This window comes from Streptomyces sp. NPDC020898, from assembly GCF_044333925.1.
GTDB lineage: Bacteria > Actinomycetota > Actinomycetes > Streptomycetales > Streptomycetaceae > Streptomyces.
Window position 1 is genome coordinate 248,397 of record NZ_JBIRRV010000011.1, and the last position, 22,793, is coordinate 271,189.

Genomic DNA, 22,793 nt, shown 5'->3' on the forward strand with positions numbered 1-22,793 from the left:
GGCACCGGAACGACCAAGGCGCGGCAGGGAATTGAGAGTGGGCATGGACGAGCTGCTTGAGGACGACACCCCGGTCGTGGTCGGAATGGCCTGCCGGTTCGCCGACACCCACGGTCTGGAGGAGTACTGGGAGCGCCTGCGGCACGGCCGCAGCGCCCTGGGCACCACCGACCGCTGGGCAGGGGAGGAGGACGCCGCCGGTTTCGTCGGCGGCTTCCTGGACGGACACCAGGACTTCGACGCGCACTTCTTCCGCATCTCGCCGAACGAAGCGCGGTCCATGGACCCGCAGCAACGGATCCTGCTGCAGACGGTGCAGCACGCCGTCGACGACAGCTACCTGACGACCGCTGACCTGCGGGCCCTGGACTGCGGTGTGTTCGTTGCCGGGCTGCCTGGCGACTACCGATCCCTGGTGGCGCAGCGCAGCGATGTCGTCTACGGCACCCACAGCTTCCTGGGCAACGCGCCCTCGACGCTGTCGGGCCGCATCTCCTACTTCTACGACATCAACGGTCCGTCCATCACGCTGGACAGCGCGTGTTCCTCTTCGCTGACCGCGCTGCACCAGGCGGTGCTCAACATCAGGGCCGGGCAGTGCCGTTGCGCGGTCATCGGCGGCGTCTCGGTGTTCAGCACCCCGGAGGTGCTCCGTTTCGCGCAGCATTCCCGGATGAGCTCCCCGCAAGGCGCGTCGCTGCCTTTCACCGACGCCGCCGATGGATTCGTACCGGCCGAGGGCGCGGCGTCTCTCGTGATCATGCGCCATGACCAAGCCCGGGCCCGGGGGTTGAGGATCTACGGAGCGATCCAGGCGACCGGCATCAACCACAATGGCACCACCAACGGCCTGATGGCGCCGAGTTCCCAGGCGCAGTCCCGGCTGATCGCCGAGCTCTACGAGCGCGCGAAGATAGACCCCTCGCGGCTCGCTTACCTGGAGACGCACGGCACCGGGACGCCGCTGGGCGACCCCATCGAGCTGGAGGGCCTGAAGTCCGCCTTCCGCCGGGCCGGCGACGGCTGCCACCTCGGCGCTGTGAAACCGCTCATCGGGCACACCCTGGTGTGCTCGGGCCTGGCCAGTGTCATCAAGGTGCTGCTCAGCTTCCATCACGAGACGATCCCGCCGGTGGCGGCCACGGACGAGGCGGTCTCCTACCTTGACGTCTCGCCGTTCCGGGTCAACCGGGAACCCCTGCCGTGGCCGCAGGACAAGCAGCTCGGCGCCGTCAGCGCGTTCGGCTTCACCGGCTCCAACGGGCATGTGGTCCTGCGCAAGGTGCCGGGCGGTGCCGCGGGCGAGGACGCGGTGGACCGTCGCCCGGGCCGGGCGCTGCCCTTCTGCCTGTCGGCCGAGTCGCCGCAGAGCCTTACGGCGCTGGCCGACCGCTGCCGGGCGCTGGTCACCGAGCTGCCCGAGGACCGGATCTGGGACCTCTCCCAACTGCTGCTGCGACGCCCGTGCCGCACCCATGAACAGGTGGTCGTGGCACGCACTCGGGACGAACTCCTGGCCGGTCTCGACGAAGGGGACAAAGGAGGCGACCCGGCTCGCCGGACCGCGGACACCGACCGTCTCGACAACGATCTGCACGACCTGGTAGCACGCTGGCGGGCGCACGACACCCACTCGCTGCTCCGGCGGCTCGCCGCGCCGGCCGACCTGGCGCGGATCACCCTGCCTCCCTACCCCTTCGAGCAGCGGCGGCACTGGGTGATCGAGGACGCCCCCGCCGGCACACCTGCTCCGCCCGACGAGGAGCAGGGCCCGCAGCCCGTGGACGAGGGACTCCTCGATCAACTCTGCGCGGAGCTGTCCGCTCTGCTCGGCTTCGCGGAGGGCGCGGAAGACCAGGTCGTACCCGGCACCAGAATCGTCTCGCTGGGCCTGGACTCCCTCTCGGCCGTCCAGCTGCTGAGCCCCTACCAGAAGGCCGGAAGCCCCATCAAGTCGCACGACCTCTTCCGCCAGGAGACGGTGGCCGACCTAGCGGCCGCCATCAGCGGCCGCCCGCCCGAGCCGGAGGAGCGCCAGGAGTCCCCAGACCACCGCGAGGACGGACGCGACGGACGCAAGGACACGGCACCCCGTGCGCGGGACACGGCACCCCGTGCGCGGGACACGGCACCGCTGACACAATGGCTGGAGTACGGCCGTACGGGGCGGCCCACCCTGCTGCTCCCTCCGCTCAACTGCGACCAGCGGGCGTGGACCCAGCAGATCCCGGCCTTGCTCCGAGAAGGGCGCAAGATCTACGTCCCGGTGTACCCGGGACACGGGAACACCCCCTTCGACGAGGAGCGCTTCTCGTTCGAGGCGCTCGCTCACGAGGTGGCCGACTTCCTGCGAGACGTCGCCGACGGCCCGGCCGACCTTGTCGGCTGGTCCCTGGGGGGCTGTGTCTCGACGCTGACCGCCCTGCGGCACCCGGATCGGGTCAACTCTCTGACACTCATCAACTGCTCGCCCCGCTACGGCCAGGACGCCTTTGAACGCACGCTGGAGCTGAGGGAGGAACTGCGCGTGCACCAAGGCCTGTTGGAGGCGGTGTTCGGCGAGGGCGGCAACCCGGCCGAGAAGTTCACCGCGAGCACCCCCATGGACATGCTGCGCTGCTACTACTCGGCCCTGGAGGGCTTCGACATCGTCGACCGGCTCCCGGACCTCACCCCTGCCTGCCTGGTGGTCCGCGGCCGCGACGACTGCGTCGTCGACGCGGAAGCGGCCGCACTGTACGCCCGGGTTCCGGGGGCGCGGGTGCGGGAGTTCGAGGACCACGGACACTACGTGCCGCTCACCGCGGGGCGAGCCTTCAACAAGACGCTCACGGAGTTCTGGGCCGAGCGGCGCTGAACCCGGAACGCCGTGCCCCATCCGGATTCACAATTCATCACGGAATGGATCGGACACAGGACATGTTGGTACGCGCGGACAAGGCGGCGGTCGTCCTTTTTGACATGCAGCTGGAACTCATCCCGCTGCTGCTGGACGGGACGCAGCTGCTGCACAACACCTGCTGGGTGGCGGAGGTGGCGCGGGAATTCGACGTTCCGGTGCTGCTGACCGAGCACAAGAAGCTGGGCGGACTCTCCCTCTCGCTGCATGAGGCGGCCGAGGGCGCACCCAGGCTGGAGAAGGAGCATTTCGACTTCCTCCGCGAGGAGCCCATCGCGACCCGTGTAGCGGAAACGGACCGGGACCAGTACGTGCTGGCCGGCGCGGAGACCCACGTGGTCCTCTTCCAGTCGGCCCTGAGCCTGATGGAGCGGGCCAAGACGGTGTTCGTACTGGCCGACACGTGCGCCGCCCGCAACCAGGCGGACCACGAGCTGGGGCTCGCGCGCCTACGACAGAACGGGGCGCACCTGATTACGCGGGAGATGTTCTTCTTCGAACTGATCAGGAATTCCGAGGACCCCCGCTACCTCGAACTGGCCAAGAAGTATCTGGACGGACGCTACATCCGCTAGCGAGGCGGCACGGCCGGTCCGGCCGCAGGCCTGCGGCCGGACCGGCCCTGAGCAGTGGCCTCAGGCCGGCCGGACCAGCCGCCCGCCGGACAGCTCCAGCAGCCTGTCGCGGTGGCGCTCGCGCAGGGCGCGGTCATGAGTCACCATCACCACAGGGCCCGTGAAGCGCTCCACCGCATCCAGCAGTTGCTCGACCAGCACCAGGCTGAGGTGGTTGGTGGGCTCGTCGAGCAACAAAAGATGCGGTTGACGGGCGAAGAGCAGCGCCAGTTCGAGGCGCCGCCACTGGCCCACGGACAGCCGGTTCACCGGAGTGTGGAAGTCCGCGGGCCCGAACAGGCCGAACCTGGTCAACTCGGCTGCGGCGTCCTCGACATGGGCCGCCCGGTACGCGGCGAAGGCGTCCAGCAGACCGCTCCGCTCGGCGCTGAAATCGCTGTCCTGCGGCAGGTATCCGATGCGCAGCCCCGGTGCGCGCTCCACCCCCCCGGCGTCGAGGGCCCGCTCGCCTGCCAACACCGACAGGAGCGTCGACTTGCCCGCGCCGTTCGGGCCGGCGATCACATGGCGCACGCCGGGAGCCAGCACCAGGTCCGCTCCCCGCAACACCTCCCCGGCAACCAGGCCCGTGGCCCGCAATAGCACACCGTCGGCCAGCTCCGGGACCTCATCGGCCGACTCCGCGGCCCGCGGGAGAGCGAAGTCCAAAGGTTCTGGCGGACGTGATACCGCCTCGTCGAGCAGCCGTCGCACGTGCTGCTGGGCGGCGCGGGCCGTACGGGCGACGGCCCGCTCGGCGGCGCTCCCGGCGGCGTTGTAGGACAGCTTGTCGTTGTCGCCCCGGCCACCGAAGACGCGACCGCCCGTGTGGGCCTTGTGCAGCCGCCGCTGGGCTTCGGCCAGCTCCTGGCTCCAGTCGCGGTACCGCTGCCACCAGCGCTCCCGCGCCGCTGCGCGTTCGTCGAGGTAGTCCTGGTAGCCGCCGCCGTAGCGCACGGTGGAGCCGCGCGGACCGTCGAGGTCGACGATGGCGGTGACTGCCGTGTCGAGCAGCACCCGGTCGTGCGAGGCGATCAGGCACGGCCCCTGGTACTGCGCGAGCCACTGGATGAGCCAGTCCACCGCCCGGTCGTCGAGGTGGTTGGTCGGCTCGTCGAGCAACAACCCGGCCGGCTCGGTGAGTACCAGAGAGGCCAGCGCCAGCCGAGCCCGCTCGCCGCCCGAGAGGGTCTGCGTGTGGCGCCCGCGATCCAGCCCGGCCAGGCCGAAGACGTCCAGCACCTCACCGATACGGGCGCCCAGTTCCCAACCGCCGCGGCGGATGAACTCCTCCTGGAGACGGCCGTACTCCTCAAGTACCGCCTCGAGTTCGCCCCCGTCGTGGGACATCTGCTCCTCGGCGGCGCGCATCCGTGCGGACAGTTCCCCGAACTCCGAGGTCGCCCGGCTGAGCACGTCCTCGATGGTGGCGTCGCCGGGGAAGTCCGGCTGCTGCGGCAGAAACCCCACCTGGCCCGTCACCGCGCGCACGACCTGGCCGCGCTGCGGCGCCAGCTCGCCGATGAGCGCGCGCAGCAGAGTGGACTTCCCCCGGCCGTTCTCACCGATCAGGCCCACCCGCTCGCCGTGGGAGACCTTGAGCGAGACGTCGCGCAGCACCATGCGGTCCCCCAGCACACAGTGCAGGTTCTCGGCGAGGAGATGTGCGGAGCGTTGGTCGGCGGAGAGGATGTCCTGCCCGCCGGCCTGGTGCGAGGACGGATCAGTCACCGGAGGGCGCTCCCGTCTCGTTCAGGCGGCCTTCGGACATCAACAGCCAGCGGTTCACCCCGATCTCCTTGAGGAACCGTTCGTCGTGGCTGACCACGACGAACGCGCCCTCGTACGAGTTGAGTGCCCCTTCCAGCTGCTCGACGCTGTCGAGGTCGAGATTGTTGGTCGGCTCGTCGAGCAGCAGGAGCTGCGGCGCCGGCTCGGCGCCCAGCACGCAGGCCAGGGTGGCGCGCAGCCTCTCGCCCCCCGACAGGGCGCTGACCGGCAGGTGCGCCGCGGGACCTCGGAAGAGGAAACGGGCCAGCAGGTTCATCCGCTCCGCCTCGGGTTTGTGCGGCGCGTAGTCGGCCAGGCACTGAGCAACGGTACGGTCCAGCGGCAGCGTGTCCAGCCGCTGGGAGAGGTAGGCGACGCGGCCGTCCGCCCGCTTGAATTCCCGGTTCGTCGCTTCGAGTTCACCGTTGATCACGCGCAGCAGGGTGGACTTGCCGACACCGTTGGGTCCGGTCAGCGCGATCCGCTCCGGCCCTCGGATCGTGAGGTCGACGCCCTCGCCCGCGAAGAGCTCCCGCTCGCCGTACCGTACGTGGATCCCCTCGCCGAGGAAGACGGTGCGCCCCGCCGGAACATTGGTGTCCGGCAGCTCCAGGGCGATCCGGTGATCGTCCCGCAGCACCCGGCTCGCCTCGTCCAGCCTGGTCTTGGCGTCGGCGAGGCGTTGGCCGTGCATGTCGTTCGCCTTGCCCGCCGACTCCTGGGCGCGGCGCTTGAGCGTTCCGGCGGCCATCTTGGGGATGCTGCCCTTCCTGGCGGCCCGGGCACCGACGCCGGCCCGGCGCGCGGCCCGCTCGCGGGCCTGCTGCAACTCCCGCTTCTCCCGCTTGACCTGCTGTTCGGCGGTGCGGATGTTCTTCTCGGCGGTCTCCTGCTCAGCGCGCACGGTCTCTTCGTATTCGGTGTAGTTGCCGCCGTACAACCGCATCTCGCCCGAGTCGAGTTCGGCGATCCCCTCCATGAGGTCGAGTAACTCCCGGTCGTGGCTGACCACCAGCAGGCAGCCGCGCCAGTTCTCCAGCACGTCGTAGAGCTTGCGGCGGGCGGCCAGGTCGAGGTTGTTGGTCGGTTCGTCCAGGAGCAGCACATCAGGCTGCTTGATCAACTGGGCCGCGAGGCCGAGGGAGATGGCCTGGCCGCCGCTGAGGGCGTGCAGCTGTCGGGTCAGCGGGACGTCGCCGAGAGCCAGGCGGTCGAGCTGGACGCGACTGCGTTCTTCGATGTCCCAGTCGTTGCCGACCGTCGTGAAATGCTCCTCGCTCACGTCTCCGGACGCGATGGCGTCCAGTGCCTCGATGATCGGGGCGATGCCGAGCACCTCGGCCACGGTGAGGCCGCCGGTGAGGGGCAGGCTCTGGGGGAGGTAGCCGAGCAGGCCCTTGACGGTCACACCCCCGCGGTTCGGGCGGAGTTCGCCGGCGATCAGCCTGAGCAGGGTGGACTTTCCGGCACCGTTCGGTGCGACCAGGCCCGTTCGGCCGTCACCCACGGACCAGGACAGATCCTGGAACACCGGAGTTCCGTCGGGCCAGGAGAAGGAGAGATTCGAGCAGACAATGAAGGCGTCGGACATGTACAGAGGCCTCGCATGTGATGCGGGCGCACAAAAAGGCCGCCCGAGGGATGCAGTGGTCAAATGCGCAGGGGTACGACCACAGGGCTGTGCACTCTCAGCGCACACCTGTAACCGCTGACATCCGGATCACCCGGAGATGTCGTCGTCACCCGCCACAACCACGGTTGCCTCTCCTTCGCTGTACATCACTCGCGCTTCACCATACCAGAAGGGGCTTTCGTCGCCCGGGTGCGCCCCGTCGTGAGTGAACCGCCCCTGGGGTCGCGGAGATTCGCGCCCATGACGCCGGTCCGCAACCTCAACTCGCCCGCGACGTAAACCACGTGTCCGTGTTGAACACCGGGGGCGGAGATTGCCGTCCCTTCGTTGACGTCGTTAACCTCGTTCCAGCACATACGGCAAACACCGTTCTGTGAATGGAGTAGTTGCATGCGAACAGCCGAAAAGGAACTCCGTACCAAGAAGACGTGGCACCGCCCCGATTTCGTCTCCTTCGACACCGCGATGGAAGTCACCGCCTACTTCGGCCGCGACTGACACACCGTCGAAGGAAAGGACGCAGGCAATCCATGTCCGTGACGCACGAGGCCAGTTCCCCCTGGAGCGAGGCCGATTTCAGAAAGACGCTGTACGCACTGGAGTCGTCGTACTGGGACCGGCACCCATTCCACCGGCGGATGCACGAAGGGCTGCTGGAAGAGGGGGAGTTGCAGCTGTGGGCGGCCAACCGCTGGTACTACCAGCGGTGCCTGCCGCAGAAGGACGCCGCGATCGTGGCCAACTGCCCGCTGCCCGACGTGCGGCGGCAATGGCTGACCCGGATCGTCTACCACGACGGGACGGACGCCTCGTCGGGCGGTGCGGAGAAATGGCTGCGTCTGGCCGAAGCGGTCGGGCTAGGGCAGGACGAGGCGCTCTCCGAGCGCCTCGTTCTGCCGGGTGTGCGCTTCGCGGTGGACGCCTATGTGGACTTCGCCCGGCGCCGCCCCTGGCTGGAAGCGGCGGCTTCGGGGCTGACCGAGCTCTTCTCCCCGGGCCTGCTCGCCCACCGGTTGGGGCGGCTGAGGGAGCACTACCCGTGGATCGCGGAGGAGGGCTTCCAGTACTTCACCGCGCGCATCGAGGTGGTGGGCCCCGAAGGCCGTTCGCTGCTCGACCTGGTGACACGGCACGCCGCCACCCGCGAGCAGCAGGAGGCCTGCGTCAGGGCGCTGGCGTTCAAGTGCGATGTGTTGAGGGCCGTCCTCGACGCGCTCGATTACCACACGGGAAACGGAGGCGCGCGGTCATGACCGTCCTGCCCGAACGCACCGTGCCGCGGCTGCGGACCGGAGTCCGGCATACCAACGATCCGGTACGCGGCGAACTGGCCCTGCTGCCCGAACGCGTCGTGGTGCTCAACGACACTGCGGCAGCGGTGCTCGCCCTGTGCGACGGCACGTCCACCGTCGGCCGCATCGTCGAACGCCTCGGCGAGGAGTACGAGGGCGTGAACGCCGAGGACGTCTCCGAGGTGCTGCGGCGACTGGCGGAGCACCGGGTGGTGGACCTGGATGACTGACACGACCGTCCCGGCCCCGCTGGGGATGCTGATCGAGCTGACCCACCGCTGTCCGCTGCATTGCCCCTACTGCTCCAACCCCCTCGAACTCGTCCGCCGCTCCGAGGAGCTGACCTGCGAGCAGTGGTCGGACATCCTGGCCCAGGCCCGTGAACTCGGCGTCGTGCAGATGCACTTCTCCGGCGGCGAGCCACTGGCCCGCCCGGACCTGCCGGACCTGGTCGGCCACGCCTGCCGGCTCGGCGCCTATGTCAACCTCGTCACCAGCGGCGTCGGCCTGACCGCCGAGCGTGCACGGGAGCTGGCGGAACGAGGAGTCGACCACGTCCAGCTCTCCCTCCAGGACGCCGACCCGCGCCTCGGCGACCTGATCGCCGGAGCCCGAGTGCACGACGCCAAACTGAAGGCCGCGGAGGCGGTCGCCGCCGCCGGGCTGCCGCTCACCGTCAACGTCGTCCTCCACCGCAGGAACATCGACCGAGTCGAGCAGATAGTGGACCTCGCGGTCGGTCTGGGCGCCGACCGGATCGAGCTGGCCAACACCCAGTACTACGGCTGGGGGCTGCGCAACCGCGCCGCGCTGCTGCCTACCCCCGACCAGCTCGCCGCCGCGAGCCAGGCCGTACAGCGCGCCCGGGACAAATACGCGGGCGGCCCCGAGCTGGTCTATGTGACGGCCGACTACTACGGCGACAGGCCCAAGCCGTGCATGGACGGTTGGGGCAACACCCAGCTGACCGTCACCCCCATAGGGGACGTGCTGCCGTGCCCGGCGGCCTACGCCATCACCACGCTTCCGGTGGAGAACGCGCTGCGTCGCCCGCTGTCCGAGATCTGGTACGCCTCAAGGACGTTCAACGCCTACCGAGGCACCGACTGGATGCGCGAACCGTGCCGCACCTGTCCGGAACGTCACACCGACCACGGTGGTTGCCGCTGCCAGGCGTTCCAGCTCACGGGCGACGCCGCGGCCACGGACCCGGTCTGCGGTCTCTCCCCGCACAGGTCGTTGGTCGACGCGGCGCTGGCGGATGCCGCCGACGGCGCGGATTTGGCGTTCGTCGCGCGGAAACCGGTGGCGCCATGAGGGTGATCCTGCTCGGCACCGCGGCCGGCGGCGGGTTCCCGCAGTGGAACTGCGCCTGCGCGCTGTGCGCCCGCTGCCACCGTGGCGAACTGCCCGCGCGCTCTCAGGAGTGCGCAGCCGTCAGCGGCAACGGACGCGACTGGTGGCTGCTCAATGCCTCCCCCGACGTCCGCACCCAGATTCTCGCCACGCCCGCCCTGGCGCCCGGCCCCGGGCCACGGGACACCCCCGTGCGCGGTGTGCTCCTCACCGATGCCGAGGTCGATCACGCCCTGGGGCTGACCGTCATGCGCGGCAGCGCGAGCCTTGCCGTGTACGCCGCGACACCCGTGCTCGACGCGCTCACCGCCGACTTGCCGCTGCGCGGCCTGCTGGACCGCTATGCGCCGTGGCAGTGGCGGGACAGCACCGCGCCCAGCGGCTTCGAACTGGCCGGCGGGCTCACCGTCACCGCGCACCCCGTCAGCGCCAAGGCCCCTAAGTACGTCGGCAGTCCGGACCCCGACGCCCCCTGGGTGAGCGCCTACCGCGTCGAGGACGCGGCGACGGGTGGAGCACTGGTCTACGCCCCCTGCCTGGCCACCTGGCCGGACGGGTTCGACGACCTGCTGGCCTCGGCGTCCTGCGCCCTGGTGGACGGAACCTTCTTCAGCGCCGACGAATTGGGAACGGCCGTCAGCTCCGAGGACGCCGGACAGTACCTGATGGGCCATGTGCCCGTGGCCGGCCCCGGTGGCAGTCTCGCGGCCCTGGCCCGCCACCCAGGCCTACGCCGGATCTACACCCACCTCAACAACACCAACCCCCTTCTCGACCGTTCATCTTCGGCCAGTGCGGCGGTGCGACGAGCAGGCGCGGAGATTTTGGCGGAAGGTAGTGAACTGGTCCTGTGAGTGCTAATTGTCCGCTATGGCGCCGTTCTCCCGATTCCGATGCACCCTTTCGTGTGGCCATACCGTTGAACGTTGATTCTGTGTATCGTGCAGGAGTCGGGAAGAAACCCGATTAGACCCACGGATGCAATTCGGTGACATTGCACAAGTATTCGATATCTATTGCTGGCCTCGGTGCCCGACCCGGTGCAGCGGTGGGCCAAGGCGCAGATATCTGGTGGGAGATGAGTCAGGTACATGGCCGATCGCAGCGCACCTCTCTTTGAGTCCGCACCAGAGGGCTCCGATGGTCCGTCGACGAAATCAGTCTTAGTCGAGTCTTTCAGCCAATTAGCCAAGTCTTTCAGCCAAGACGTTGAACCCGTGCCGATCTCGTCGTTAATGCCTGGCTACTCTCCACGCCTGCAAGGGGAAGACGCCGCGCATGTCGCCCGGTTGGCAGAGGTCGACGGGCAGCTTCCGCCGATCGTCGTGGAGCGGGTCACGATGCGGGTGATCGACGGTATGCACCGCCTCATGGCCGCCTGCGCAAAGGGCCGTGAAACCATCGAGGTGCGATTCTTCGACGGCACGGCCGAGGAGGCGTTCCTCCTCGCGGTCCAGTCCAACATGGCACACGGCCTTCCGCTGTCCCGGGAGGACCGTCGGGCCGCAGCGGTGCGCATCCTCGCGTTATGTCCACACCTGTCGGACCGGGCCGTGGCACGCACCGCAGGTATCGGTGCCAAGACCGTGGCGGTGCTGCGGGCCACCTCGGTCGATGTGACGCCGTACCCGAAGGCTCGTAGAGGCAGGGACGGCAAGGTCCGGCCGTTAGACGGCGCGGAGGGCCGCCGGAAGGCCGCCGAGCTGCTGGCGGAGCGCCCGCACGCCTCCCTGCGCGAGGTGGCGCGGCGAGTCGGCATCTCACCGGCGACCGTCAGCGATGTCCGGAAACGACTCGCCTCCGGCCGACTTCCCGTGCCGGAGCGGGACTTGCACAAGGAGGAGCTGACCGTCGGCACACAGAGGCGTCCGAAGCCGGGGGGCAGCGTCGTCGAGGAAACCGTGAGCGCGATGCGGTCGACCGACGCCTCTCTGATGGACAAGTTGTTGCGCGACCCGTCGTTGCGACACAAGGAGAGCGGCCGCCAGCTGCTTCGCCTGCTGCAACGCAGCGGTTTGGAGCGACAGGAGCTGCTGAAACTGGCCGAGACGGTGCCCTCGCACTGCACAGATCTGGTGGCCGCCCTGGCCAGGGAGTACGCGGGTATGTGGGTGGAGTTCGCGCAGGAGGTCGGGGAGTCCGCCTCGTAGCGAGGCCAGCTCGGCGGCGGGCCACTTGTGGCGCTGCGGATCCCCCTCGCCGTGCTTTAGCCGGTACACGTCATCCTGGATCTCCGCATGCTCGTGCCTGGCAGCGGCCAGGAAGTTCCCATCGAGCGGCAGCATAAAGACCGGCACCGACATTGATAGTGGTACGCAGGTTCCGGTGGTCGTGGCTCGGGCACTGACTGACGCCCTGCTGGGCTGTCCTCCCGTTGTTCTGTCCGGCTGCCGGGGCTTGTTCTCATGGCTTCGGCCTTGTCCATGTGCGGTCGGCTCGAAGACTGCACCGGCGTACGGCACAGGAGCCATTTGACCGGGTCGGCGTATTCCTGCGAGTGGCCAACTCGGTCGGGCACGCCATCCTCGACGAACGCGAACGGTGGTGGGCGCACCTTGCATACGGGACGCGAGATGGAGCTGGAGGGAACGGGTGCTCAGCGGTCGGCCGCGGGTACGGCCCGGATGCTGATGTCCTGCACATGCGCTTCCTGCGTGGCGGTCACCGCGGTGAGTACGGCCGCGGCGACGGATTCCGGCCGCAGGTAGTGCTCCGGCACGTACTCGGCGCTCTCCTGGGCGCGGATGGACCGTTGCATGTCGGTGGCCACCCGGCCGGGATAGACAGTGGTGACGCGCAGGCCGGGTTCCTCGGCGCGCAACGCGTCCGCGAAGGCCCGCGCGGCGAATTTGCTGGCCGCGTAGGAACCGCAGTTCGGGTAGGCGTCAAGCCCGACACTGGAGTTGATCAGCACTACCTGTCCGCGCGCCGCCCGGAGGGAGGGCAGTAGCAGCCGGGTCAGCTCGGCGACCGCGATCACGTTCACATCCAGGGTGTCCCGCCACACCTGGGCCGGAGTCCGGGCGATCGGCCCGAGCGTGGCGACACCGGCACTGTGCACCAACAGGTCCAGGCGCTCGATGTCGGCCACGGCCGCAGCCAGGGCAGCATGGTCGGTCAGCTCTACGGCGAAGGGCCACGCGTGTGGAAGCCCGGCCGCTTGATCCCGGAGCAGGCCGTCGTCGCGACCGCCCAGCAGCAGGTCGTGGCTGGGCGCGAGGGCCGAGGCGATGGCCGCCCCAATGCCGCGGGACGCTCCGGTGATCAGGGCGAGTGGTCGCATGGTCCCTGGTCCTTTGCTCAGTAGGGGCCCTGGAAGCCGGCGGTGACCGTCTCCAGGGCGGGCAGTCCAGACCGGGTCGTGTCACACACCGCCAGGCAAGCCTTGACGATCTCGGTGGCGCCGGGGTTGAACGCCTCCTCCAGCGGCCACGAGACGGGGGAGGGGCAATCCGGTGGCGTGACCCTGCGGACCGGGGACCGCAGCGCCTCCGGGATCCGCTCGGCGACGACGGCGGCCACCTCGGCGGCGAACCCGTAGCGCGCCCAGCTCGTATCGGCGACGACCAGTCGGCCGGTCTTGGCCACCGACTCGCAGATGATCGTGTCGTCCAGCGGCCGGATGCTGCGGACGTCGACGACCTCGACGCTGATCCCTTGGGTGGACAGCTGTTCGGCGGCCCGCTCCGCCTCGTACACCATCAAGGAGGCCGCCACCACCGTGACATCGGTGCCCGCACGGGCCACCCGGCCGACGCCGAACGGGACCGGGGCCATCTCCTCCGGAACCTCGCCGGTCAGCGGATACAGGCTCCGGTTCTCGATCAGGACCGTCGGGGTGTCTCCTGTGAGCGCTGTGATGAGCAGCCCCTTGGCGTCCGCGGGCGTAGCGGGCGTCGCGACATGCAGCCCCGCGTAGTGACCGAAGGTGGCGTGCGGGCTCTGGGAGTGCGTGGCGCCCTGCCCCCAGCCGCGGCCCACGACTCCCCGCATGACCACGGGCGCGCCGCCCTTGTCTCCGCCGTACATGTACCGCCACTTCGCGGCCAGGTTCACCAGCGCGTCCAGGGCCAGGAACATGAAGTCCGCCCTGGTGTGGACGACGAGCGGCCGCATGCCGGCCACCGCGGCGCCGACGGCAAGGCCGGCGGTCGCATTCTCCGAGTTGGGCACGTCCACGACCCGGTCCGGACCGAACCGGGCGAAGGCATCCTTGGTCGTGCCGTAGGTACCGCGGAAGTCGTCCACCCCCTCACCGACGACGAGGACACGCTCGTCGGCTTGCATGCACTGCACCGTCGCCTCGGAGATCGCCTGCCAGTAGGTGAGCGTGCGCATGTCCAACTTCCTCTCCACGCCTGGGTTCACGGTCATCGGCCCACGGGCAGGTAGGCGCCATCGAGCAGGCCCGCCACCTCGGGGAACGGCAGGTTTTTGGCATACGCCACCGCAGCGTGGATCTCCTCCTGCGACTCGGCCTGCCACTGCCGCACGAGATCGTCGATGTCGGGTTCCTCGGCGCGCGCCGTGGCCACCGCCCGCTGGATGGGACAGCGCTCGATCCAGGAGTCGATCTCTTGCTTCGACCGGTATCCGTGGTGGTCGTCCCAGCCCGGGCCGACATGCTCGCGCCAACGGTAGGTCGCCAGCTCCAGCAGGTACGGGCCGTTGCCCTCCCGGCAGTGGCGCAGCGCGGCCTCGGCGACCCCGCGCACGGCGAAGACGTCGTTGCCGTCGACGGCGGTGGCGCGCACCCCTGCTGCCTCGGCCCTTCCACGGATCGAGGTGCCGGCCGGCTGTCGCGTCGTCAGCGGGGAAGAGATCGAGTACAGGTTGTTCTCGCAGACGAAGATGATCGGAATCCGGTGCACCGCCGCGATGTTCAGCGACTCCGCGAAGACGCCTTCTTCGGTGGCGCCGTCACCGAAGAAGGTCAGCGCCACCCGGGATTCACCACCGCGGGCGAACGCCCAGCCGGTGCCGACCGCGACGGAGATCATCTCGCCGAGAATGGCCCCGGAGCCCGCAAATCCCACTGACTGGTCGATGACGTGGATCGACCCGCCCCGGCCATGCGAGCAGCCCTCCTGCCTGCCGTACAGCTCGGCCACCAGTGCCCGGAGATCGCCGCCCTTGGCCAGGTACGGGGCGTGTGTGCGATGCGCCGCGTACACCCAGTCCCGCGGTGTGGTCGCCGACAGGACCCCCACCGCTGTGGCCTCTTGGCCGATTGAGAAGTGAATGGCAGTGCGCATCTCCTGCTCGTCCCGGTAGTAGTCGGCGAGAACCTCCTCCACCACACGGATGCGCACCATCTCGCGGATCAGCCGCGTGCGGTCGGATGTCATGGTCGAGCACTCCTCGCGTAGTCGTAGCGGCGGGATCAGCACTGGCGGCTCTGCCGCCAGTAGCTGGTCGACGCCGGTGCGGGACGCCGGCGCAACGGGTCCCCGAACAGCCGGCTCAGCAGGCCCAGCACCAGCACCAGCAGATAAGCCAGCAGGAGCAGCGGGGTCAGCAGGGCATGCCTGGCGAAAGTCATGGGGTGGGACCTTTCTGTGCCGGTCGGTCAGTCAAGGGGAATCTGGCCGCGCCAGTCCGTGTCCTCGTGCCACGGCGGCTGGTCGGACTTGAGGAGCAGGAAGCGGCCGATCGCCAGCGCATCGATGTCGGTGCGCATGAAACAGCGGTAGGCATCCTCGGGCGTGGCCACGATGGGCTCGCCGCGCACGTTGAAGGACGTGTTCACCAACACCGGGCAGCCGGTCCGGGCGTGGAACTCGGTGAGCAGTCCGTGCAGCTCTGGGTCCGTATCCTGCGCGACGGTCTGCACCCGGGCCGAGTGGTCGACGTGGGTGACAGCCGGGATCTGCGAGCGCTGCACCCGGAGCAGGTCCAGGCCGCGCAGGTGCTCGGTGCCGGCCTGTTGCAGCCGACGCTGCTCGGCGACCTGCGCCACGATCAGCATGTACGGGCTGTCCTGGCGCAGGTCGAAGTACTCGGTGGCGTGCTCGGCCAGCACGATCGGCGCGAAGGGCCGGAAGGACTCCCGAAACTTGATCTTGAGGTTCATCGTGGACTGCATCTCGGTGTTGCGCGCGTCGCCGAGGATGGATCGCCCGCCCAGGGCTCGGGGGCCGAACTCCATCCGCCCCTGGAACCAGCCCACGACCTTGCCCTCGGCGAGAAGCCCGGCGACGGTGGAACGCAGCTCGTGGGTGGCCAGACGTTGGTACGGCAGTGCCCGGGCGTCCAGATGGACCTGGATCTGATCGTCGTCGTAACCGGGGCCCAGCCGGGCGCCCCGCATGCCGTCCCCACCGGATCCGAGGTGATCGCGCGGCCCGTTCGCGGCCAGCAGAGCGGCGCCCAGCGCACCGCCCGCGTCGCCCGCCGCCGGCTGTACCCAGATCTCGTCGAACAGCCCGCTCTCAACCAGCTTGCCGTTGGCCACGCAGTTGAGCGCCACCCCGCCGGCAAGGCACAGGTGGCGCTCCCCGGTGTGTTCCCGTGCGGCGGCGGCGAGGTTGAGCATGATCTCCTCGGTGACCAGCTGCACGGACGCGGCGAGGTCGAACTCCCGCTCCGTCAGCGGCCCCTCCGGCTCACGGCGCGGCCCACCGAACAGCTCGGCGAACCGGCGCCCAGTCATCACCTGACCGTAGAGGAACTCGAAGTAGTCGGTGTCCAGCCTGAACGAGCCGTCCGGCCGGATGTCGACCAGCTTCTCCCTGATCAGCGGCGCATACACTGGCCGACCGTACGGCGCCAAGCCCATCAGCTTGTACTCGCCGGAATCCACCTTGAAACCGCAGAAGTAGGTGAACGCCGAATACAGCAGGCCCAGGGAATGGGGGAACCGCAGCTCTCGCAGCGGCTCGACGCGCCGGTCCCGGCCGTGCCACAGGGTTGTGGTTGCCCACTCGCCGACGCCGTCCACACACAACACAGCTGCCGACTCGTACGGGCTGGGCAGAAACGCCGACGCCGCATGCGATTCGTGGTGCCGGAAACGCCGGATCGGCGGCACGGCGCCGAGGTCGAGTCGGGCCAGCTCGTCGCGGACCACACCGAGCGTGCGCAGCTTCCACCCGAGCCACGCGGGCATGCTGTGGCGAAAAGAACTCCACGCCCGCGGGGCCGTGGCCAGGTAGGTGGCCAGCACCCGGGAGAACTTCAGCCGCGGATCCTCGTAGTAGGCGATGATATCGACGTCGTCGAGTTTCCGGCCGGCCTCGGCCAGACAAGACGTGACCGCGAGGGCCGGGAAGCCCGCGTCGTGCCGGTGTCGGCTGAACCGCTCCTGCTGGGCCGCGGCCACGATGCGCCCGTCTTCGACGACGGCGGCCGCACTGTCGTGGTAGTAGGACGAGATGCCAAGGGCAGTGGTGCTCACGGGTCCAGCTCCTTATCGTCGACCGAACTCTGCAGTGAGTGCGCCGTACACCCTGGCCATCAGCCCCTCCGGCGGGCTCAGGGACCGGTACCCGCCACGGATGCGCTGCCACAAGGCGTCGGTCGTCTGCTGTCCGACCAGGTCCGGCTGCTCGGCGAGGAATGCGTCGATCGCGTCCACCGCCCACGCCGAGTGCCCCGTGGACACGTTGTCGATGGTGTTGTGCAGGTCGACGAACTGGGTGCTGAACCCGTGGTGGCGCAAGGCCACCTGTGCGTCGCGATAGCTGCCGCCGACCCCGGACAGCTCCATGGCCAGGTTGAGCCCGAGGATCTCCGGGGCGAAGGTCTGCGGGAACTTGGCTATGCACAGCCAGAACACGGGCAACGCGAAGGAGTGGTCATCGAATCCGGACCACGCGGCGAACTCCTCGGAGTCCGTCGGTGGCAGCTCGATGCCCATCTCCCGGAGCAGGTCCCGGTAGATCTTGGGGTGATTCTGCCGCCAGATCCCGTTGCCCAGCTCGTCCCAGTAGGTCTGGAACAGGAAGTGCCCGGCGGGGGAGGAGGCCAGCCGGTAGTCGGTGTAGCCCTGCAGCCAGCCGCCGTCGATCAGGATCAGCGGCGCGAGCTGCAGCGTCGATTCGACCAGTTCCTCTCGACTAGGCAGCGGCGTGTCGCCAGTGGACCAGGTCGCGCCGTGCCGGTCGTGCTCGGTGGCCAGCCAGCCGCGCAGCCCGTTGTTCGGGTCCCAACGCGCCGGCAGCCCCCGTTCCGCCTCGGCCATGCGAAAACGCGATCGGGCCAGCCAGCGTCGGACGTAACGGAGCGCGAAACGCCGCAGCCCGGGGGGTTCTGTCCGGCTGAGCAGAGGCTGGTAGGCCGATCGTGCAGTGGGCCGGCCGAAGTCGCCAGCCGTCTGCGTGCGGGCGGGGTGGGCGTCGATCTCCGTGTCCGACCGGTGCCAGGAGCCCTGCGCGACGCGCAGACGCCGGTGCCGCTCGTCGGCGTCCAGGGCAGATCCCGCTTGCGGCAGGTGCGCGATCCAGTCGCGCAGTAGTGCAATCTCCTGCTCGGTGAAGACGCGGAACATGGGGCCGTTGTCACCGATCAGTCCGCACAGCAGCGGGCTGCGGTCCGGCTCGCCAGGCCGCACCAGTGTGCTGCGCGCCAGCGCCCGCAGGAATCCACTCGGCCCGGCGTCGACATCGGCGAACCATTCCGCCAGCGGACGGCCCTCCAGCGGAAACTGCGCATGGTATACGGAAGCCTGCCGGGCCCGAGTCCAGATCAGCCGCCACACTGGGTAGTCCGGGTGAGCCGCCAGCCGCGTCTCCTGCTCCAACGCGTCGCACCACAGCGCCAGTTCCTCGGCGGCCCAACGGAATCCATGGCGCACGCGGTCTCCGTCACCGCGATCGGTGAGAGTCCGCGCCGCGGCGAGGGCCAGGTCCAGTGGCAGTGGCTCGTTTGGCGTCCGAGCCTGGCCCAAGTCGAAGGTGTCGACGGGAACCGGGACGTCTTCGGGTTCGAGCGCTGCCAGCGGCGGGAGCAGGCCGACTGAGCGCAGGCACAGATCCGCTCCCACGAGCTCGGGGCGAAACCGGTCGGGTAGCCGACTCATCGCCAGTAACACGGCGGGCAGTCGGAAGCTGAAGCTCTCGACCTGATCGCTGGCGGCGAGCCGCGGTCCGGGCGTCTCGTCCTTGAACCGGTGGGCCCGCAAGACAGCCCGGTACTCGCTTCCCCTGTCCGCCAACGGGTATCCCGCCCCGAGGTCAGAGGAGTAGATCCGCAGCAGGGTAAGCGTCAGCTCGCTCTCCGCGTTGCCCGCGCTGGACAGCCACTGCAGCCAGGCTCCGGCCGACAGCGCCAGCGGAGCGCAATTGCCGAGCACACAGCGCAGGGCCGACGCCCGGTGCGGACTGTCCAGTGCGGAGCGGAAGCTCTGCTGTCGTTCGGATGCCCATCGGCGTGCCCCGTCCACGAGACCGGTCAGGTCCCGTTCCGGCTCGTCTGGCCGGCCGCTGGTCGGATCGATGGCCAGGCGCACCATCGGCAGGTCTGTATCCGGCGACGGACACCGCTCGGGATTCAACGCCCGCACGTACAGCCCACGGTATTCGACGTTCGTCACAGAAATCCCCCAGAGATCGAAAGTCTGCTCAGAACATCGGGTAGATCGAGTTGTCGTTCTTGCGGTTCCTCTTACGTCGCCGGAACCAGCGTTTGATCGACTGCCACATCAGGACTCTCCTCGTACTCCGCCGGGCGTCAGTACCCTGCTGATGGCTGCCGCCAGCCGTTTGTTGCCCGCGTCGGTGATGTGCGCCTGGTCGATGAACAGCCACTCGTCGCCGCCCAGCAGCGCGCTGGCGTCGAGGAAGGAAATGCCTCTCTGGGCGCAGGCCGCCGCGAGCCGGTCTCGGTAGTCGCGGTAGACGTTGTCGCCCAGGATCGGAGTGAACATCTTCCAGAGCGCGGACCGCTCGATGTTCACCTCGTGGATCAACAGTTCCTCTTCCGGGGACAGTGTCTTGTTCGTCCACGTCGCCGTCGGCTGGAGCATGAAGTGCACCTTCGCGCCGGTCGGCGCGGCCAGTTCCAGCAGCCGGTCGAGATCGCGCGCCTGTATCTCGGCGGCGAGTTCGGACCGGGCGAGCGGACTGAGCGTCTCGTCCGGTTCCTGTTCGGCTCCGGTCAGCCGCCGGGCCAGACGGCCCACCGCCCACTTGGGCTGTTGGTAGTACTTCTTGAGATCTGGATTGCCGAGTTGGGTGAAGAACTCGCCGGAGAAGAAGAACTGGCCATAATCGGCGCCGGCCTCGGGTAGCCCGGCCACCACCAGGTTGTTGAGCCCGGCGAGCACGACAATGTCGCGGATCTGCGGCAGTTGGTGCCGGTGCAGCAGGAAGACGAGCAATTCCTGGGTGGAGTTGAAGGCGGACGCCGCCAGGTTCAGCCAAGGCGGTGAGCCGGGCTCCCGTGCCAGCAGCGAGGGGATCGTGTTGGCATCGCCCACCGCGCCCCAGCCGAACGCGGGCGAAGCGCCCAGCATCACGCTGACCTCCCCGGACGGGCGGTCCTGGAGCAGCGAGTAGCGCCGGTTTGCGACCTCCGTCGGCCGGAAGCCACCGGAGTCGGTGGTGAGTACGGGGGACTGATAGTCGGCCCGACTGAAGAACATCAGGTAGGGCAGCCAGCGCATCTCGCCGCTGGCGAACTCCTCGTAGTACTTCATCTGTGGGGCGAGTTTCGTCTGCTGGTCCAACGCGGTTCTCCTTGTCGACGCCGATCGGGACGTTCCGGCTGGTGACGGCTGCTGCGTTGCTGGGGCCCGTGGTGCGCGACGGTTCGCCACTAGCGGGTCCCGTCCGGTCATCGGGGCAGCGTGCCGAACAGGAAGCCGTCTGGTTCGTCGGACACCGGGAACTCGATCCCGGCGTCATTGCCCACGGCGCTGAACTCCTCGTGCAGCGAGACGCCCAGGGCGAGTCCCCGGTCCATGACGGAATCCAGCCGCACCTCCCAGCCTGCGGCCTTGAGGCGGGCCGGCGCGGCCTGCCGAGGTTCGGTGTTCCAGTTGACGCCGCCGATGTCCGCACCCAATGTCTCGGTCGTGTCGGTCAGTGTTGTTCGCTGAGCGAACCAGCGGATCAGGTCTGCGGGCATGTACTGCATGGCGAGTCGGCTGCCGGGCGCGGAAAGCTTGTGGATGGCGGCGAACAGGTCGGCCTCGCCCTGCGCGGAGAGATAGAGCAGGATCCCCTCCGCCACCCACGCCGTCGGCCTCGAGATGTCGAACCCGGCGGTGTGCAGGGAAGACTCCCACTGGTCCCGTCGGGGATCGACGCCGACCACGTGCCGCGTGCAGCGTGGCTCCGCATGGGCCTCGCGCAACACCTTGTCCTTCAGTCCGAGCAGGCTGGGTTGCTCTACTTCGTAGAGATCCATTTCCGACGGCCAGTCCAGCCGGTAGGCACGGGTATCGAAGCCCGGCGAGAAGATCACCGCCTGGTCCACGCCCTGCGAGTTCGCTTCCAGGAGGAAGTCGTCCATCACCCGGGCCCGGATGCCGCCGAATCGGGAGGCCACCATGGCGCCTGCGGCGCCGGAGCGCTCAAGCTCATCCACGCGTGTCGGCAACTTCGTCGGTATCCGCACAGCGTGCACGAAACGGGCTGCAAGCGGATCGTTGATCAGCTTGTCGGGGCGATCCGACTCCACTGAGCGCGCGGAGCAGTTGACCACGGCGCTGAGACCGACGGTGTCGGACACAGTCCAGCCGGCATGTTCCTCAGACATCTGTTCTCCAAAAGAGTCGCGAGTATCTGCTGGGCCCCTGATCAGCGGACCACCGAGGAGGGCACCCGCTCGTCGGCTCTACGGGTCACCTCGCGTCCCCGCTCCAGGGTGACCCTTACTACGTCGCAGACTCGACGGATGTCCTCACGCGAGACAGTGGGACCCGTGGGCAGGGCGAGTACCTTCTGCGCGAGGTGTTCCGTGTGCGGCAAAGTCACCGGCTGCTCCGAGCGATAGGGCTCCATCTCATGGCATCCGGGGGAGAAGTACCGCTGGCACATCACGTTCTCCGCTCTGAGTACCCCGTCCAGCAGGTCACGGTGTACACCGGTCACTGCGGCGTCCACTTCCACGATCAGATAGTGGTAGTTGTTGCGCTCGGCGCGGTCGAACTCCATGATCTTCAGCCCGGCGAGACCGGCGAGTTCCGACTGGTAGTCGTCGTAGTTGGCCTCGTTCCGGCGAACCGTTTCCTCGAAGGCGTCGAGTGAGGTCAGGCCCATCGCGGCGGCGGCCTCGGTCATTTTCCCATTGGTACCCGCCTCCGTGGACACGCGTTCCTTCGTGAACCCGAAGTTGTGCATCGCGCGGACCCGCTGGGCCAGTTCCTCGTCGTCGGTCACCACCGCGCCGCCCTCGAAGGCGTTGACCACCTTGGTGGCGTGAAAGCTGAACACCTCGGCTTGCCCGAAGCCACCGATGGACTGCCCGTCCGACGTACAGCCGAGCCCGTGCGCGGCGTCGTAGAACAGTTTGACGCCGTGATCGGCCGCGATCTTCGCGAACTGCTCAACCGCGCACGGACGGCCCCACAGATGCACTGGAACGATCGCACTGGTGCGGGGGGTTATCGCCGCCTCGACCGCTGCGGGGTCCAGGCAACTGGTGGCCGGGTCGATGTCACAGAAGACCGGGGTCAAACCTAGCCACCGGAACGCCTGGGGGGTCGCCGGGAAGGTCAGCGACGGCATGATGACCTCCCCGGACAGACCCGCGGCACGGGCCAGGAGCTGGAGGGCGATGGTCGCGTTGCATGTCGATACGCAGTAGCGCACGCCGGCCAGTTCCGCCACACGCTGCTCGAATTCCCGTGCCAGCGGTCCGCCGTTGGTCAGCCACTGGTGGTTCAGCGCCCAGTTCACACGATCGAAGAACCGGCCTCGGTCACCGACGTTGGGCCGTCCCACGTGAAGCGGTTGCAGAAATGCCGAAGGCCCGCCGAATAAAGCGAGATCACCGACATTGCGTTTCATGTCATGCCTCCCCGGTGCGTGCAAAAAGGTGCACCCGACAGTGGCCGGCGCAAAGGATTCGCGCTTGCGGAGCAAGTGGATACCAGTCACGTCTACGGCCATGATCGGTTCATTGACGCCGTCTTCACGCCGGTAGTTACGAAGAATGGGAAAGAATGCGTATGGGCGACAGAATGCGTCGGTTCCTCGTCAATTCCGCCCATGCCGGTCATTGTTTCACCGTTGAACAGCTCATCGCAATCCTCGGCAGGTCGAATTTCAGTTAGGGGACAGGTG

Annotated in this window: 19 protein-coding genes; 8 read left to right on the top strand and 11 right to left on the bottom strand. The window is 68.5% G+C overall.

Going from position 1 to position 22,793, the window contains the following annotated elements; genetic code table 11:
* Positions 1-43: 43 nt before the first annotated feature.
* Both ACH4TV_RS31210 and ACH4TV_RS31215 read left to right on the top strand, forming a co-directional pair.
* Positions 44-2,857 (top strand): alpha/beta fold hydrolase, encoded by a 2,814-nt coding sequence (locus ACH4TV_RS31210; RefSeq protein WP_398403963.1) that lies wholly within the window; start codon positions 44-46, stop codon positions 2,855-2,857.
* Positions 2,858-2,919: 62 nt separating this feature from the next.
* Positions 2,920-3,474, top strand: a complete 555-nt coding sequence (locus ACH4TV_RS31215) for a hydrolase (RefSeq protein ID WP_398403965.1) — start codon at positions 2,920-2,922, stop codon at positions 3,472-3,474.
* A gap of 60 nt (positions 3,475-3,534) precedes the next feature.
* Here ACH4TV_RS31215 and ACH4TV_RS31220 read toward each other — a convergent pair whose 3' ends face one another.
* Entirely contained in the window at positions 3,535-5,244 is a 1,710-nt protein-coding gene (locus ACH4TV_RS31220; RefSeq protein WP_398403967.1) for an ABC-F family ATP-binding cassette domain-containing protein, read from the bottom strand.
* Complete coding sequence (locus tag ACH4TV_RS31225; protein WP_398403969.1) at positions 5,237-6,874, bottom strand: ABC-F family ATP-binding cassette domain-containing protein; 1,638 nt, start codon at positions 6,872-6,874, stop codon at positions 5,237-5,239. Before ACH4TV_RS31225 ends, ACH4TV_RS31220 begins: the two co-directional genes overlap by 8 nt.
* A 432-nt stretch (positions 6,875-7,306) precedes the next feature.
* On the opposite strand from ACH4TV_RS31225, the gene pqqA reads away from it, so the two are divergent.
* The 6 genes from pqqA to ACH4TV_RS31255 all read left to right on the top strand — a co-directional run bounded on the left by pqqA (position 7,307) and on the right by ACH4TV_RS31255 (position 11,714).
* A complete protein-coding gene (pqqA, locus tag ACH4TV_RS31230; RefSeq protein WP_398403972.1) occupies positions 7,307-7,414 on the top strand; it encodes a pyrroloquinoline quinone precursor peptide PqqA in 108 nt (35 codons plus the stop codon).
* Positions 7,415-7,446: 32 nt separating this feature from the next.
* Positions 7,447-8,169 carry a pyrroloquinoline-quinone synthase PqqC gene (pqqC, locus tag ACH4TV_RS31235; RefSeq protein WP_398403974.1) on the top strand — a complete coding sequence of 241 codons (723 nt, stop codon included), beginning with the start codon at positions 7,447-7,449 and terminating at the stop codon, positions 8,167-8,169.
* Complete coding sequence (gene pqqD / locus ACH4TV_RS31240) at positions 8,166-8,438, top strand: pyrroloquinoline quinone biosynthesis peptide chaperone PqqD (RefSeq protein WP_398403976.1); 273 nt, start codon at positions 8,166-8,168, stop codon at positions 8,436-8,438. Before pqqC ends, pqqD begins: the two co-directional genes overlap by 4 nt.
* Positions 8,431-9,525, top strand: coding sequence for a pyrroloquinoline quinone biosynthesis protein PqqE (gene pqqE / locus ACH4TV_RS31245; protein WP_398403977.1), 1,095 nt, complete (start codon positions 8,431-8,433; stop codon positions 9,523-9,525). Before pqqD ends, pqqE begins: the two co-directional genes overlap by 8 nt.
* Complete coding sequence (pqqB, locus tag ACH4TV_RS31250; protein ID WP_398403979.1) at positions 9,522-10,418, top strand: pyrroloquinoline quinone biosynthesis protein PqqB; 897 nt, start codon at positions 9,522-9,524, stop codon at positions 10,416-10,418. Before pqqE ends, pqqB begins: the two co-directional genes overlap by 4 nt.
* A gap of 237 nt (positions 10,419-10,655) precedes the next feature.
* Positions 10,656-11,714, top strand: a complete 1,059-nt coding sequence (locus tag ACH4TV_RS31255; RefSeq protein ID WP_398403981.1) for a ParB N-terminal domain-containing protein — start codon at positions 10,656-10,658, stop codon at positions 11,712-11,714.
* A gap of 446 nt (positions 11,715-12,160) precedes the next feature.
* Here ACH4TV_RS31255 and ACH4TV_RS31260 read toward each other — a convergent pair whose 3' ends face one another.
* The 9 genes from ACH4TV_RS31260 to ACH4TV_RS31300 form a co-directional block, all read right to left on the bottom strand.
* A complete protein-coding gene (locus tag ACH4TV_RS31260) occupies positions 12,161-12,847 on the bottom strand; it encodes an SDR family oxidoreductase (protein WP_398403983.1) in 687 nt (228 codons plus the stop codon).
* Positions 12,848-12,864: 17 nt separating this feature from the next.
* The gene (locus ACH4TV_RS31265) at positions 12,865-13,902 is read right to left on the bottom strand and encodes an alpha-ketoacid dehydrogenase subunit beta (protein WP_398403985.1); all 1,038 of its coding nucleotides are present in this window, start codon (positions 13,900-13,902) and stop codon (positions 12,865-12,867) included.
* Between the two features lie 32 nt (positions 13,903-13,934).
* The gene (locus ACH4TV_RS31270; protein WP_398403987.1) at positions 13,935-14,912 is read right to left on the bottom strand and encodes a thiamine pyrophosphate-dependent dehydrogenase E1 component subunit alpha; all 978 of its coding nucleotides are present in this window, start codon (positions 14,910-14,912) and stop codon (positions 13,935-13,937) included.
* Between the two features lie 35 nt (positions 14,913-14,947).
* A complete protein-coding gene (locus ACH4TV_RS31275; protein WP_398403989.1) occupies positions 14,948-15,106 on the bottom strand; it encodes a hypothetical protein in 159 nt (52 codons plus the stop codon).
* 27 nt (positions 15,107-15,133) lie between these two features.
* A complete protein-coding gene (locus ACH4TV_RS31280; protein ID WP_398403991.1) occupies positions 15,134-16,960 on the bottom strand; it encodes a carbamoyltransferase in 1,827 nt (608 codons plus the stop codon).
* A gap of 12 nt (positions 16,961-16,972) precedes the next feature.
* Entirely contained in the window at positions 16,973-19,096 is a 2,124-nt protein-coding gene (locus tag ACH4TV_RS31285; RefSeq protein WP_398403993.1) for an iron-containing redox enzyme family protein, read from the bottom strand.
* 108 nt (positions 19,097-19,204) lie between these two features.
* Positions 19,205-20,230 carry an IopA gene (locus tag ACH4TV_RS31290; protein ID WP_398403995.1) on the bottom strand — a complete coding sequence of 342 codons (1,026 nt, stop codon included), beginning with the start codon at positions 20,228-20,230 and terminating at the stop codon, positions 19,205-19,207.
* Between the two features lie 107 nt (positions 20,231-20,337).
* Complete coding sequence (locus ACH4TV_RS31295) at positions 20,338-21,264, bottom strand: SAM-dependent methyltransferase (protein ID WP_398403997.1); 927 nt, start codon at positions 21,262-21,264, stop codon at positions 20,338-20,340.
* Positions 21,265-21,305: 41 nt separating this feature from the next.
* Entirely contained in the window at positions 21,306-22,517 is a 1,212-nt protein-coding gene (locus ACH4TV_RS31300; protein WP_398403999.1) for a dTDP-4-dehydro-6-deoxyglucose aminotransferase, read from the bottom strand.
* Between the last annotated feature and the right edge of the window lie 276 nt (positions 22,518-22,793).